General features: G+C 73.4%; 12 protein-coding genes. 2 read left to right on the forward strand and 10 right to left on the reverse strand.

The annotated features are described in order from the left end of the window. Window positions 1-331: 331 nt before the first annotated feature. Window positions 332-1339: a stage II sporulation protein M gene (locus RIF68_RS10305; RefSeq protein ID WP_309050860.1), complete on the reverse strand. Its 1008-nt coding sequence runs from the start codon at window positions 1337-1339 to the stop codon at window positions 332-334. Between the two features lie 124 nt (window positions 1340-1463). Here RIF68_RS10305 and RIF68_RS10310 point away from each other — a divergent pair, with 124 nt between their 5' ends. Next, on the forward strand, window positions 1464-2420 hold the full coding sequence (locus RIF68_RS10310) for an RDD family protein (RefSeq protein ID WP_309050861.1): 957 nt from the start codon (window positions 1464-1466) through the stop codon (window positions 2418-2420). Between the two features lie 71 nt (window positions 2421-2491). On the opposite strand, the gene RIF68_RS10315 is transcribed toward RIF68_RS10310, so the two are convergent. The 8 genes from RIF68_RS10315 to RIF68_RS10350 all read right to left on the reverse strand — a co-directional run bounded on the left by RIF68_RS10315 (window position 2492) and on the right by RIF68_RS10350 (window position 11281). Continuing rightward, window positions 2492-3106, reverse strand: a complete 615-nt coding sequence (locus RIF68_RS10315) for a hypothetical protein (protein ID WP_309050862.1) — start codon at window positions 3104-3106, stop codon at window positions 2492-2494. Window positions 3107-3259: 153 nt separating this feature from the next. Further along, window positions 3260-4714: an adenosylhomocysteinase gene (ahcY, locus tag RIF68_RS10320; protein WP_309050863.1), complete on the reverse strand. Its 1455-nt coding sequence runs from the start codon at window positions 4712-4714 to the stop codon at window positions 3260-3262. 373 nt (window positions 4715-5087) lie between these two features. Further along, a complete protein-coding gene (locus RIF68_RS10325; protein WP_309050864.1) occupies window positions 5088-6053 on the reverse strand; it encodes a cation diffusion facilitator family transporter in 966 nt (321 codons plus the stop codon). A 66-nt stretch (window positions 6054-6119) separates the two neighbouring features. Continuing rightward, window positions 6120-7271, reverse strand: coding sequence for a mannose-6-phosphate isomerase, class I (gene manA, locus RIF68_RS10330; RefSeq protein WP_309050865.1), 1152 nt, complete (start codon window positions 7269-7271; stop codon window positions 6120-6122). 85 nt (window positions 7272-7356) lie between these two features. Continuing rightward, window positions 7357-8520 carry an SIS domain-containing protein gene (locus tag RIF68_RS10335; protein ID WP_309050866.1) on the reverse strand — a complete coding sequence of 388 codons (1164 nt, stop codon included), beginning with the start codon at window positions 8518-8520 and terminating at the stop codon, window positions 7357-7359. A 493-nt stretch (window positions 8521-9013) separates the two neighbouring features. After that, window positions 9014-9196, reverse strand: a complete 183-nt coding sequence (locus RIF68_RS10340; protein WP_309050867.1) for a Trm112 family protein — start codon at window positions 9194-9196, stop codon at window positions 9014-9016. 121 nt (window positions 9197-9317) lie between these two features. Next, complete coding sequence (locus tag RIF68_RS10345) at window positions 9318-10685, reverse strand: phosphomannomutase/phosphoglucomutase (protein ID WP_309050868.1); 1368 nt, start codon at window positions 10683-10685, stop codon at window positions 9318-9320. A 164-nt stretch (window positions 10686-10849) separates the two neighbouring features. Then, entirely contained in the window at window positions 10850-11281 is a 432-nt protein-coding gene (locus RIF68_RS10350; RefSeq protein WP_309050869.1) for a DUF3499 domain-containing protein, read from the reverse strand. 309 nt (window positions 11282-11590) lie between these two features. On the opposite strand from RIF68_RS10350, the gene RIF68_RS10355 reads away from it, so the two are divergent. Next, a complete protein-coding gene (locus tag RIF68_RS10355; RefSeq protein ID WP_309050870.1) occupies window positions 11591-12049 on the forward strand; it encodes a metallopeptidase family protein in 459 nt (152 codons plus the stop codon). Between the two features lie 119 nt (window positions 12050-12168). Here RIF68_RS10355 and RIF68_RS10360 read toward each other — a convergent pair. After that, a partial coding sequence (locus RIF68_RS10360; RefSeq protein ID WP_309050871.1) for a DUF5719 family protein occupies window positions 12169-13694 on the reverse strand: 1526 nt, incomplete at its 5' end.

The following is a 13694-nucleotide window of genomic DNA, read 5'->3' on the forward strand; positions in this document are numbered from 1 at the left end:
CCTTCGTTTCCGACTCTATCAGATCTTTCCGATCCGATTTCCTCGGTGCTTTCCGGTCCCGGATTTCTTTCTTTCCGAGGCCTTCCGGCGCGTTCCGACTTTATCAGAGTCATTTCGGCCGACCTAATCGGTGGCTTTCTTGATTCGGATAAGGAATCGGGGTGACTCCGTGGAATCGAGTTCCGATCGGAGCGAGTCTGAGTCTACGCGGTTGCGACCTGGACTGTCCAGTCCCTCGGCAACCGTTTGAATCTACCTCCCCGCATCCACTGTGTCAACAGCTTTTGCGGGCACCGGAGGAGACTAGCAGCTCCGCGGGGGCGGATGCACATCAGGCGGCGGTGGGCTGTTCGGCGCTGCGGTCGGGGGTGGCCAGGTCGCCCGTGTCGCCGGCGCGGGCGGCGCGGCCGCCGAGCACGTACACGTACAGCAGGAAGGCCAGCTCGGCGGCGACGCCGATGGTGATGCGGGCCCAGGTCGGCAGGTCGGAAGGGGTGACGAAGCCTTCGATGAGGCCGGAGACGAAGAGGACCAGGGCCAGGCCGACGGCCATGCCGAGGGCGGCGCGGCCCTGGGAGGCGAGGGCCGCGCGTCGGGTGGTGGGCCCGGGCTCGATGAGGGTCCAGCCGAGGCGCAGGCCCGTGCCGGCGGCGACGAAGACGGCGGTCAGTTCCAGCAGACCGTGCGGAAGGATCAGGCCGAGGAAGACGTCGAGACGGCCGGCGGACGACATGAGGCCGATGGCGATGCCGACGTTCAGCATGTTGAGGAAGAGGATCGCCAGCACGGGGAGGCCGAGGAAAGCGCCCAGGACGAGGCAGAGGGCGGCGGCCTGGGCGTTGTTCGTCCAGACCTGGGCGGCGAACGAGGCCGCGGGGTGGCTGGAGTAGTACGTCTCGTACTGGCCGCCGGGCCGGGTCATCTCACGGAGGTCGGCAGGAGCGCCGATCGAGGCCTGGACCTCCGGGTGGGCGGCGATCCACCAGCCGATCAGCACGGCGAGCAGCGTGGAGAGGACCGCGGTGGGGATCCACCAGTGGCGGGAGCGGTAGACGGCCGCCGGGAAACCCGACGTCAGGAAGCGCGCGGCGTCCTGCCAGGAAGCACGGCGGGTACCGGTGACGGCGGCGCGGGCGCGGGCGACGAGCTGGGTGAGGCGGGCCGTGAGCTGGGGGTCCGGAGTGCTGGACCGGATGATCGAGAGATGGGTGGCCGTCCGCTGGTAGAGGGCGACGAGCTCGTCCGCCTCGGCTCCGGTGAGCCGCCCGCCCTGGCGCAGGAGGTGGTCGAGGCGTTCCCACTCGGCGCGGTGGGCGGTGACGTAGACGTCGATGTCCATGATCGGCTGCTGCTCCAGGCACTGGCGGCGGACGGGTCCGTACTGCTGCGGCGCGCTGCGGGTCAGCTTGGCAGACTGGCGTTCGGAGGGGGCCGGGAAGGTCGGCCGGAGGAGGGTGGGCAGCGTGAGTGGGCTTGTGACGGGGGATGCCGTCGTCCTGGGGTTGGAGCCCGCGCGGCTGCCGAGCCGGGCGCTGGCCCTGTTCGTCGACCTGCTGGTCGTCGGGGCTGTGTACGTGGTGCTGATGATCGGGCTGGCGTTCGCGACGGCCTCGCTGGACGAGGCGGCGGTGACGGCGCTGTCGATCGCCGCGTTCCTGCTGGTGCTCGTGGGGGCGCCGATCGCGGTGGAGACGCTGACGCACGGGCGGTCGCTGGGGAAGCTGGTGTGCGGGCTGCGGGTGGTGCGGGACGACGGCGGGCCGATCCGCTTCCGGCACGCCCTGGTGCGGGGGGCGATGGGGGCAGTGGAGATCCTCATGACCTTCGGCGCGATCGCCTGTGTGGCGTCGCTGGTGTCGGAGCGGGGGCGGCGGCTCGGGGACGTCTTCGCCGGGACGCTGGTGGTGCGGGAGCGGCTGCCGGCGGCCGCGCGGACGGCGTACGTGCCTCCGCCGCCGCCGTGGTTGGCGGGGCGGTTCTCCGGGCTCGACCTCTCGGCGGTGCCGGAAGGATTGTGGCTGGAGGTACGGCAGTACCTGACGCGCGAGCGCGAGCTGGACCCCGTGGTGGGTCGGCGGCTCGCGGAGCGGCTGGCGGACGAGATGGTGGCGCGGACGGGGGCGCCCGCCCCGCCAGGGGTTCCGGCCGGGGCGTATCTCGCGGGGGTGGTCGCGGAGCGGCAGGCCCGGGACGCGCGGCGGGCCCTCGCCCCGGGCGGGGAGACAGCCGCCACGGAGGTCACAGGAATCACGGGAGCCACGGAAGTCGCACGGGGCCGGGGAGGCAGGGGACGTGGGGGAGTCACAGAAGCTCCCGTGACCCCACCGGCCGCGAAGTCGGGCCCCGAGGTGGAGGGGGCCGGGGGCGGGACGGGCGGGGGGCGCGAGGGGCGCGCCACCGGGTTCGCTCCCCCGGCCTGAGGCCCGCCCGGCCTCGGGGGACGCGCACCCCTGGCCCGCCCAGCCCCGGGGTGCGTGCGCCCGGCCCGCCCTCAGGGGAAGACGGAGGGCGGGGTCTCCAGGTCCTCGAGTTCGATGCCGGGGGCCGCGAGGACCACGTCGCCGGCGATGTGGACCGTATGGCGTTCGCCCGTGTCCAGGGCGCTGACCTGGTACTCGTCCACCATCAGGGGGCCGTTGTCAGTGGGGTGCGCTTCACTTCTCAGCAGGGCCCAGGACTGGTCGACCGTGAGGGGGGCGAGCACCGGATCCGTGAAGGCGACGAGCCGTACGCGGGTCTCGGGGGATGCGGGGGTGAGACGCAGGAGTCGCGTGAGGGCGACGAGGAAGGCCGGGGACGAGCCGGTGAAGGCGTGGGCGCGCACATTGCCTTCGGTGGCGTCGGTTCCGGTGGGGTCCGTGCGGACCCAGGTGACGCCGTCGAGGGCCGCTCCGCGGACCTGCCAGCCGGCGGCGTGCAGTTCGAGCCGGAGGGGGCGGCCGAGGTCGTCGAGGGTCAGATCGACGGAACCGTGGTGCTCGCCTGAGGGGGTGGTGATCTGCGAGACGTAGCGCCAGCCGGAGGGGCCGGGGGCGCAGTGGAAGTGTTCGTCGCCGAGGGGGGTGTGATCGTGCGGATCATGGAGCGAATAACGGCCGCGGGGCATGGGTCCTCGGAGGGCGGGGGCGGTCGGCGGTAGGCGCCGGGCGGGGACGGGGCAGGCCCCCGGCACGGGGGTGCGGGGGCCTGCGCTGGATCCTTTGCCGTTGTCCGGTGGGGTGGCCGTCCGCTGTGGGACGGCCATCCCGCCGGCCGGGCGTCAGTAGCGGTAGTGGTCCGGCTTGTACGGGCCCTCGACCGGGACGCCGATGTAGGCGGCCTGCTCCGGGCGGAGCGTCGTCAGCTTGACGCCGAGCGCGTCGAGGTGGAGACGGGCGACCTTCTCGTCCAGGTGCTTCGGCAGCGTGTAGACGTCGGTCGGGTACTGCTCCGGCTTGGTGAAGAGTTCGATCTGCGCGAGGGTCTGGTCCGCGAAGGAGTTCGACATCACGAAGGAGGGGTGACCGGTCGCGTTGCCCAGGTTCAGCAGACGGCCCTCGGAGAGGACGATCAGGACCTTGCCGTCGGGGAAGGTCCAGGTGTGGACCTGCGGCTTGACCTCGTCCTTGATGATGCCGGGGATCTTGGCCAGGCCGGCCATGTCGATCTCGTTGTCGAAGTGACCGATGTTGCCGACGATCGCCTGGTGCTTCATCTTGGCCATGTCGGCGGCCATGATGATGTCCTTGTTGCCGGTGGTGGTGATGAAGATGTCGGCGGTCTCGACGACCTCGTCGAGGGTCGTGACCTGGTAGCCGTCCATCGCCGCCTGGAGGGCGCAGATCGGGTCGATCTCGGTCACGATCACCCGCGCGCCCTGGCCGCGCAGCGACTCGGCGCAGCCCTTGCCGACGTCGCCGTAGCCGCACACGACGGCCGTCTTGCCGCCGATGAGGACGTCGGTGGCGCGGTTGATGCCGTCGATGAGGGAGTGGCGGCAGCCGTACTTGTTGTCGAACTTCGACTTCGTCACGGCGTCGTTCACATTGATCGCCGGGAACAGCAGGGTGCCCGCCTGCATCATCTCGTACAGGCGGTGGACACCGGTCGTGGTCTCCTCGGTCACGCCGCGGATCTCGGAGGCCAGCTGGGTCCACTTCTGGGGGCTCTCGACCAGGGTGCGGTTGAGGAGCCGGAGGATGTGGCCGTACTCCTCGCTGTCCGCGGTCGAGGGGTCCGGGGCGGAGCCGGCCTTCTCGAACTCGACGCCCTTGTGGACGAGGAGGGTGGCGTCACCGCCGTCGTCCAGGATCATGTTCGGGCCGCCGGTGGGGGTGTTCGGCCAGGTCAGGGCCTGCTCCGTGCACCACCAGTACTCCTCCAGGGTCTCGCCCTTCCAGGCGAAGACCGGAACGCCCTGGGGGTTCTCGGGGGTGCCGTGGGGGCCGACGGCGATGGCCGCGGCGGCGTGGTCCTGGGTGGAGAAGATGTTGCAGGAGGCCCAGCGGACGTCGGCACCGAGGGCGACGAGCGTCTCGATGAGGACGGCGGTCTGCACGGTCATGTGCAGGGAGCCGGTGATACGGGCCCCGGCGAGCGGCTGCTGGTCGGCGTACTCGCGGCGGATCGCCATCAGGCCGGGCATCTCGTGCTCGGCGAGGGTGATCTCCTTGCGGCCGAAGGCGGCCAGGGACAGGTCCGCGACCTTGAAGTCGGGCTGGGCGGCGGTCGTCATGACGGTGCTGCTCCTCGTATGGGTCGAGTGCGAGGGTGGTCAGGGGCGCCTGGCACCGCGGACGGGGCACCCGTGGGCATACCGATGCCCGGGCGCTTCCGCGGCGCAGTCGTCGGAGGCCCTCTCTCCCTCGGCCGGTCCCGGAGGGACCGCCCGACCGCCATCAGCAGCGACGTCTGGCTCCTTCCGAATCTACACCGGGCGGCGCGGCGGACCCCAGTCCGCGGGGAGGGGATCCGGCCGGATCCGATCGGTCCGGGCCTTCCGGACCGGGCGGGCCGGCGGGCGCGGGTTCCGTGCTCGCGGGCGGGGACGCACGGGAGAGGCCCCCGGGAGCGGGTGCTCCCGGAGGCCTCGGTACCGCGGAGCGGGCTCAGTGGCCGGCACCGCCGGGGGTCTTCTTCGGGTCGGCTCCGCCGGCGGCGGCCGCCTCGCTGTAGACGTCCGGCTCCAGGTAGATGACCCGGGCGATCGGGACGGCGGCGCGGATGCGCTCCTCGGCGGCGTTGATGGCGTTCGCGACGTCGCCGGCGGTGTCGTCGTGCCGTACGGCGATCTTGGCGGCGACGAGGAGCTCCTCCGGGCCGAGGTGGAGCGTGCGCATGTGGATGAGGCGGGTGACGGTCGTGCCGTCCACGACGGCGCCCTCGATCTTCTTGACCTCGTCGACGCCGGCGGCCTCACCGAGCAGGAGCGACTTGGTCTCGGCGGCGAGGACGATCGCGATGAGGATGAGCAGCACGCCGATGCACAGGGTGCCGATGCCGTCCCAGACGCCGTTGCCGGTGGCGAGCGCGAGGCTGACGCCGGCGAGGGCGAGGATCAGGCCGACGAGGGCGCCGAGGTCCTCCAGGAGGACGCCCGGCAGCTCGGGGGCCTTCGCCCGGCGGACGAACTCCTTCCAGGAGAGGCCGCCGCGGACCTGGTTCGACTCCTTGATGGCGGTCCGGAAGGAGAAGGACTCGGCGATGATCGCGAAGACGAGGACGCCGACCGGCCAGTACCAGGCCTCGATCTCGTGCGGGTCGTGGATCTTCTCGTAGCCCTCGTAGATGGCGAACATGCCACCGACGGAGAACAGGACGATGGAGACGAGGAAGGCGTAGATGTACCGCTCGCGGCCGTAGCCGAAGGGGTGCTGGGGGGTCGCCTCGCGCTGGGCCTTCTTGCCGCCGACGAGCAGCAGGCCCTGGTTGCCGGAGTCGGCGAGCGAGTGGACGCTCTCGGCCAGCATCGACGACGAACCACTGAAGAGGAACGCCACGAACTTGGCTACGGCGATCGCGAGGTTGGCGGCGAGTGCCGCCACGATCGCCTTGGTTCCGCCTGACGCGCTCATGGGTGTACGTGATCCCTTCGTCGATGCTCTGGCTCAGTCGCCGCGGTTCGGCCGGTCATTGTTGCATCAGGCCACGACGGTGGCCCGGAAGACCGTGCCCGCACCGGACAGTTCGGTCGTTTCGCCCGCCGGTACGAACACGGACTCCCCGGGGGCGAGGGTGAGTTCACCAGCCTTCGGGCTGCCCGCGACGGCCAGCAGGATCTGGGGGGTGGGGGCGGTGACGTCGGTCGGGGCGGCGCCCTCGGCCCGTACGAAACGGGAGAGGCGGAACTCGTCGATGGGGGTCTCGTAGACCTCCTCGCCGCTGGGGGACGCCTCCGGGCGCAGGACGCCGGGCTCGGCCGGCTGGAAGCGGACGATACGCAGGAGTTCGGGGACGTCGATGTGCTTGGGGGTGAGACCGCAGCGCAGGACGTTGTCGGAGTTGGCCATGATCTCGACGCCGAGACCGGAGAGGTAGGCGTGCGGGACGCCGGCGCCCAGGTAGAGGGCCTCGCCCGGCTGGAGCACCACGTGGTGGAGGAGCATCGCGGCGAGGACGCCGGGGTCGCCCGGGTAGTGGTGGGCGACGACGGCGTACGGGGCGTGGGTGCCGCCGAGCCGTTCGGCCGCGGCGGCGGCCTCGGTGACGGTGTGTGCCATCTCGGCCGGGTCGGCGGTGAGCAGGGCCGTCAGGACCTCGCGGAGCGCGGCCTCTTCGGGGTGGGCGTGGAGGAGGTCGACGTACGGCTTGAGGGAGTCGACGCCCAGCGCGGCGAGGACATCGGCGGCCTCGGCGGGGGCGCGGAAACCGCAGAACCCTTCGAAGGGGGTGAGGGCGCAGATCATCTCGGGCTTGTGGTTGGCGTCCTTGTAGGTGCGGTGCGGGGCGTCGATCGGGACGCCCGCGGCCTCCTCGGCGGCGAATCCGGCCCTGGCCTGGTCGAGGTCGGGGTGGACCTGGAGGGAGAGCGGGGCTCCGGCGGCGAGCAGCTTGAGGAGGAAGGGGAGGCGGGGGCCGAACTTCCCGACGGCCCGCTCGCCGAGTTCGCGTACGGGGTCGGCGTCGATGACCTCGTTCAGCGGGCCGCGCTCGGTACGGGAGGGAGCACCCGGGTGGGCGCCCATCCACATCTCGGCCTGGGGCTCGCCGGTGGGGGCGGTGCCCAGGAGTTCCGGGATGGCCGTCGTGGATCCCCAGGCGTAGGGACGGACGGTGTTGACGAGGCGGTCCATGGGTGGCTTTCCATCTTTCGGCGTGGTGGCGTTCGGGTGTGGCGGCGCGGGCCGCGGGGGCTGTCCGCCGCGTGGGCCGGGCGTGTCAGGGGGAGGCGGGCGGCGCGGTGACGCCCGCCGAGGCCAGGGCGAGGTAGACGGCGGCGAAGTCGGTGACCGCGAGGAGTTCGGCGAGGGTCTCCAGGTCGTCGCCCTCCTCCTGCGGTTCGAGTTCGCTGACGGCGGTGTCGTGGCCGAGGGCGAGTTCGCGGGCGGCGGGGGCGGCGGTCAGGCCGCCGGCGGGGCGGTCGCGGAGGAGGACGACCCGGGCGCGCAGGGCCTGCGGCTCGTCCACGCGGTCGCGGAAGAAGTCGTCGGGGTCGGCGCCCGCCGCGTACGTGCCGGCGAGGAGGACGCCGTGCGCGGTCAGGGCCTCGGGGAGCTCACCGGCGAGGGCGGGCAGGCCCGCGAGTTCGGCGAGGACCGCGGCGAAGCGGCGGCCGACGGGGCCTGCGGCGGCGCCCTCGGTCCAGACGAGGGGGAGCGAGTCGGCGAGTTCGGCGGCGAAGGTCTTGGCCGGGTTGCCGTAGGTGGCGAGGGCCGGGCCGCAGCGTTCGGCGGTGCGGTCGAGCCGGTCGGCGACCTTCTCCAGGACCTCCGGGGGCGCCTCGACGAGGCCGACGCGGTCGAGGAGGGCGAGGAGCGGGGTGAAGAGGGACCAGAGGGTGCCGCTGCTGGCGGCGAGGTTCTCGGCGGTCTCGACGGCGCTCTCGTGCGGGGCCATGGCCAGCGGGACGAAGAGGCCGCGGGAGCCGTTCACGGCCTCGGCGAGCGGGGAGGCGGCGGGGGCGACGGCCACGACCGTCATGCCGCGGCGGTAGGCCTGTTCGGCGAGGAGCGCGAGGCCGGGCTCGGAGCCGTCGGTGGTGGGCAGCAGGAGCAGGTCCACGGAACCGGCCCAGCCGGGCAGGGCCCAGCGGAGGGCGCCGGGCGCGGGGGCCACGCCGGTGGGACGGAGGGGTACGACGGGGGCGGAGGCGCCGGCGAGGGCGCCGATCAGGTCGGCGACGCCGGCGGCCGGGGTGCCGGGCCCGGCGACGAGGACGGCCCGGGGGCGCCCCTCGGGGGTCAGGTCGGCGATGCCGGCCTCGGCGGCGTGGCGGGCCGCGGTGCGGACCCGTGCGCCGGCCTCGGCGGCGCCGCGCAGGAGGCCTCGGCGGTCGGCCTGGGCCAGGGCGTCCGGTGCGTCGAGGAGCGTCTCGTCCAGCATGGGGCCTCCGGGTGCGGGTTCCTGTCGGTGCGGGGGTCCTGCGGGGCCTGAGGGGTACGGGGTCCGGGCGGGGGCCCTGGGGTGGTGCGGTGGTGGTGCGGGTCCGGCCGGGTCCCGGGGCGGGTGCGGACCCGCGCCTCGGGGCGGACGGTCGGCGGGTCCGGGGCCGGTGCCGGTCTCGTACCCAGAGCACGCGTACCCGCCGGGCCCGAACCCATCCGGCGCGAACCGATCCTGTCCGAACCAGTTCGGTCCGATCCAGTTCGGTCGGATCCGATCCTGTCCGGTCCATCGGGATACCGTCGCCGGCCCCTCTCGGTTACGTCCGGTCGCGTCCGGTCGCGTCCGGTCGCGTCCGGGATCATCCGGTCTCATCCGGGGTCATCCGGTCGGACGCGGTCCCGTGCGGCGGGAGCGGTCCGGCGCGGTGCCGGGCCGGGGGCAGGGCGCCGGGCCGTACGGCCGCACGCCCCGGAGTCGGCCCGGAGGCCGGTCACGCCGGGCGGCGGGCCTCGTCCGTGAGGAGGACCGGGATGCCGTCGCGGACCGGGTAGGCGAGGCCGCAGTCGGCGCCCGTGCAGACCAGCTCGGGGTTCTCGTCCGCCGTGCGGTCGTTCAGCGGGGCGTGGCAGGCCGGGCAGGCCAGGATCTCCAGGAGGCCGGCTTCGAGCGGCATGGGGTGTCCCTTCGCACAGACGTGTGGTGGTGCTGCCCTTCGGGGCCAGGTCAGCCTACCGCCGGGGAACGGGGGGCGCGGCTCGGCGCCCGCCCCCCGTCCCTCCGTGGCGGAATGCGTGTCAGCCGGTCGCGCGGACCAGGGCGAGGACCTCGTCGCGGATCTTGGCCATGGTGGCCTCGTCACGGGCCTCGACGTTCAGGCGGAGCAGCGGCTCGGTGTTCGAGGGCCGCAGGTTGAACCACCAGTCGGCGGAGGAGACGGTGAGGCCGTCGAGCTCGTCGACGGTGGTGTCCTCGCGCTCGCCGTAGGCGGCCTTGACCTCGGCGGTGCGGGCGGCCTGGTCGACGACGGTCGAGTTGATCTCGCCGGAGCCGGTGTAGCGGTCGTACTCGGCGACGAGGGCGGACAGCGTGCCCTCCTGGCCGCCGAGGGCGGCGAGGACGTGGAGCGCGGCGAGCATGCCGGTGTCCGCGTTCCAGAAGTCCTTGAAGTAGTAGTGCGCGGAGTGCTCGCCGCCGAAGATGGCGCCGGTCCGCGCCATCTCCTCCTTGATGAAGGAGTGGCCGACCCGGGTGCGGACGGCCAGGCCGCCGTTCTCGCGGACGACCTCGGGGACGGACCAGGAGGTGATCAGGTTGTGGATGATCGTTCCGCCGGGGTGCTTGGCGAGCTCGCGGGCGGCGACCAGGGCCGTGATCGCGGACGGGGAGACCGGCTCGCCGCGCTCGTCGACGACGAAGCAGCGGTCGGCGTCGCCGTCGAAGGCGAGGCCGATGTCGGCGCCCTCGGCGCGGACGCGGGCCTGGAGGTCGACGATGTTCTTCGGGTCGAGCGGGTTGGCCTCGTGGTTGGGGAAGGTGCCGTCGAGCTCGAAGTACATCGGCACGGTCTCCAGCGGGAGGCCGTCGAAGACGGTGGGGACGGTGTGGCCGCCCATGCCGTTGCCGGCGTCGACCACGACCTTGAGCGGGCGGATCGCGGTGAGGTCGACCAGGCCCTTCAGGTGGGCCGCGTAGTCGGCGAGGGTGTCGCGCTCGGTGACGGTGCCGGGGGTGGCGGCCGCCTCGGGGGCGCCCTCCTCCAGCCAGCGCTCGGCGAGGGCGCGGATGTCGGCCAGGCCGGTGTCCTGGCCGACGGGGGCGGCGCCGGCGCGGCACATCTTGATGCCGTTGTACTGGGCCGGGTTGTGCGAGGCCGTGAACATGGCGCCGGGCAGGCCGAGGCTGCCGGAGGCGAAGTACAGCTGGTCCGTCGAGCACAGGCCGATGAGCGTGACGTCGGCACCGAGGCGGGTCGCGCCACGGGCGAAGGCGGCGGCGAGGCCGGGGGACGAGGGACGCATGTCGTGGCCGACGACGATGGCGGTCGCGTCCGTCACGCGCACGAAGGCGGCGCCGAAGAGCTCCGCGAGGGTTTCGTCCCACTGATCCGGCACCACCCCGCGAACGTCGTACGCCTTCACGATCTGCGACAGATCAGCCGTCACGGATCCACTCTCCTGATGTCTCGGCACGCGGTTGCGGCGCATGTGCAAGGTCCGCCCAAACTACCTGGGCGCAGACAGCGTGCCACGGTCCGGGGGGCCGCACCGCCCGGGAGCGGAAGTGGATCAACGACCGGCCGGGAAGTGGATCACGGGGAGCCGGTGGATCAGTTGTCGGGGGAACGGAGCACGCGCAGGTGCCCGCGCCGGCCGACCTCCATGGGGTCGCCGCCCCGGCCGCCGCTCTTGCCGCCGGCCTCGGCGGCGCGCTCCTGGGGGCGCGCGGCCTCGCGTACCGCGTTGGCGAGGGCTTCGAGGTCGTCACCGCTGGGACGGCTGGGGGCCGATCCGTCGGAGAGCCGCACGACCTCCCAGCCGCGCGGCGCGGTGAGGCGCTCGCTGTGCTCGGCGCACAGGTCGTAGCAGTGGGGCTCGGCGTAGGTGGCGAGCGGGCCGAGGACCGCAGTCGAGTCGGCATAGACGTACGTCAGTGTCGCGACGGCAGGGCGGCCGCACGCGGTGCGCGAACAGCGACGTACAGGGCTCACGACGTTGGACGGTACCGCACTCTTGACCGGGCCGCGACGACTCTCCGGCACGTCACTCCACCGTGTCGCGGTGTGACGTCCGCCACCCTCCTTCGGGTGGACTCCGTTCCGACCTGCGCGGACGGGTTTCTGTACGGGTCGGGGCAGGAGGTGATCCGGACAGTCATACATACAAATCCGGTCAACCACCGCCAGATGGACGATCGCGCCACGGTCCGGAATCGTGCCACCGAAAAGCCGGAATGTTCAGATTTCGTCAGGTCGAGGGGGGAGGCGCCCGGCGCGGGCGGGTGGTACGGGGGCGGTGGAGGGATCGCGGCCCGGTACGGGAAGACCCGGGAGAGTTACGCTGCGTCAGTGATGGACAGTCCTGTGCCGCCGAACCCCTCGCACCGCCCCACGGACCTCCCGGCGGAGCCACGGGTCCGCCGCCGCGACCGGCACGGCCGGGGGATGCGGGGACCGGTCGCGCCGCCCCAGGTACCGCTCTCCATGAGCCGGGCGGACACCTTCCGCGATCTCGTGCTCGATTCGGTGGAGCGCCTGGAACGGCGCTGGCCGCAGCTGGCCGACGTGGAGTTCATGGTCCTGGAGGTGCCGCCGACGGTGCCGGCGGGCGAGACGGTGCCGCTGGGCGGTTCGGTGCCGGCCGAGAAGAACGAGCCGGCGCGGGTGGTCGTCTACCGCCGGCCGGTCGAGATCAGGTCCAAGAGCCGCGACGAGCGGGCGCTCCTCGTGCACGAGGTCGTCGTGGAGCAGGTCGCCGAACTCCTCGGCCTCTCCCCCGAGTCGGTCGATCCCCGGTACGGGCAGGACTGAGGGCGGGCGCGAGGGCGGCCCCGGCCACCCCGGGGGTGGAGCCGCGGCCGGCCTCGGATCCCGGGCCTGCCCGTCGCCCCGCCCGAGGGCGACAGGCGCGGGCGGGGCCGGCCGGCCGGTCAGTCGTCCAGGACTCCGAGGTCCTGGCGTGCCGCCGGGACCTCGACCGTGCCGCGGTCGTCGGTGAGGGTCTGGATGGTGAACATGGGGATCCCGTCCTGCGGCAGGGCCAGGGTGCGTGCCGCGTAGACCGGGCCGCCGGAGACCTTCTCGACGGTCAGGGCGTAGGAGCCCTTGAGCCCGCTCGGGGCCAGGTCGGTCAGGGCGGTCGTCGTACCGCCCTTGAGGGTGACCGCGCGGGTGGCGGGCTCGCCTCCCTCCGAGCCGGCCGAGGCGGTGATCTTCACCTGGGCGCCCTCTCCGGGGGCGACGAGGGAGAGCGTCGAGGCCTTGGCCCGGTTGTCGGCGACGGTCGCGCGGGCCGTGACCGGGGTCGCCGCCGGGATGAACGCGATCTCCTCCTTCGCCCCCTTGCCGCGGACGACACGGAGGGCCGCGACGACCGGGGCCGGCTTCTTCGGGTCGGAGGGGCTGAGCACCAGGGAGCCGGCCTCGCCCCGGGTGAGGTCCGGCAGGTCGACGGCCGCGGTCATGCCGGACTTGACGTGCAGCGAGGCCGCGCTCGCCGGGACGATCGTGCCGGTCGCCGTGGCCAGCTGGATCTTCAGGTCGGCGTCCTCCTCGCCGGGCGCGAAGGCGACCAGGCGGACGGAGGTGGCGTCGGCCGGGATGCCCGGCAGGACGGCGCCGGGGGCGGGGTCGGCGGAGGCGGCGAGCCAGTCGCTGCCGTGGGTGTCGTCGGCGGCGGCGAGGGCGGCTCCGACACGCCCGCTGCGGGTGGTGACGTGGACGGTCACGTCCTCGGCCGCGGCCTCCGTGGTGAGAGTGGAGAGCAGGACGGGGACGGTGGACCGCGCCGGGACCGGAATGCCGTCGGAGTACTGGGACTTGAGCACGCCCTCGGGGCCGTGGAGCTCGATGTCGGCGACGGCGCCGGTGTCGTCCGGGTTGGTGAGGTGCATGTAGTCCCCGCGGCCCTTGCCGGTGGAGGCGGCCGGGAACCAGAAGTCCGTGTCCGGGGCGCCGCAGGTGAGGCCGAGGAGGCCGCGGGCGCCGCCCGCCGGGACGGCGGTGGTCTGCTGGACGGTCCAGCCCGGCGCGAGGTTGCCGGAGGCGGCGCCGGTGAGGGCGGGGACGGCCGCGCCGTCGGCCTCGGCCGTGACGGGCTTGCCGGGTTCCGTGACGGTGGCCGGGGCCTTGGCGGCCTTGCGCTTCGCGCCGCCGGTGGGACCGCCGACGGCCGCCGCGTCGGCGGCGGGGCGCAGCTGGGCCACGGGCGGGGCGGTCCTGCCCGTGCCCGCGCCCGCCGATCCGCCGCCCGGTGAGGCGGCGCCGGTGCCGGGCGGGGTGTACGAGGTGTGGACGGTCTCGGCCACCTCGGAGGAACTCGGCGCCGGGCAGAGCAGGGTGGAGCGCTCGACGGGCATCCGGGAGGCGGCCTTGGCGGGGGCCGCGGGGGCGCCGCCCTCCTCGGGGGCCGTCAGGGCGGCGAAGCCGGTGACGGCGGCGAGGGCGGTGGCGACCG

This window comes from Streptomyces sp. (assembly GCF_031178505.1).
Lineage (GTDB): Bacteria > Actinomycetota > Actinomycetes > Streptomycetales > Streptomycetaceae > Streptomyces > Streptomyces gulbargensis.

Bases quoted from the DNA above. Each gene is read 5' to 3' on its own strand.
- ahcY (WP_309050863.1), bottom strand. From the start codon at position 4,714: ATGACGACCGCCGCCCAGCCCGACTTCAAGGTCGCGGACCTGTCCCTG.
- RIF68_RS10340 (WP_309050867.1), bottom strand. From the start codon at position 9,196: ATGCCGCTCGAAGCCGGCCTCCTGGAGATCCTGGCCTGCCCGGCCTGC.
- manA (WP_309050865.1), bottom strand. From the start codon at position 7,271: ATGGACCGCCTCGTCAACACCGTCCGTCCCTACGCCTGGGGATCCACG.
- RIF68_RS10305 (WP_309050860.1), bottom strand. From the start codon at position 1,339: ATGGACATCGACGTCTACGTCACCGCCCACCGCGCCGAGTGGGAACGC.
- RIF68_RS10325 (WP_309050864.1), bottom strand. From the start codon at position 6,053: ATGAGCGCGTCAGGCGGAACCAAGGCGATCGTGGCGGCACTCGCCGCC.
- RIF68_RS10355 (WP_309050870.1), top strand. From the start codon at position 11,591: ATGGACAGTCCTGTGCCGCCGAACCCCTCGCACCGCCCCACGGACCTC.
- RIF68_RS10315 (WP_309050862.1), bottom strand. From the start codon at position 3,106: ATGCCCCGCGGCCGTTATTCGCTCCATGATCCGCACGATCACACCCCC.
- RIF68_RS10335 (WP_309050866.1), bottom strand. From the start codon at position 8,520: ATGCTGGACGAGACGCTCCTCGACGCACCGGACGCCCTGGCCCAGGCC.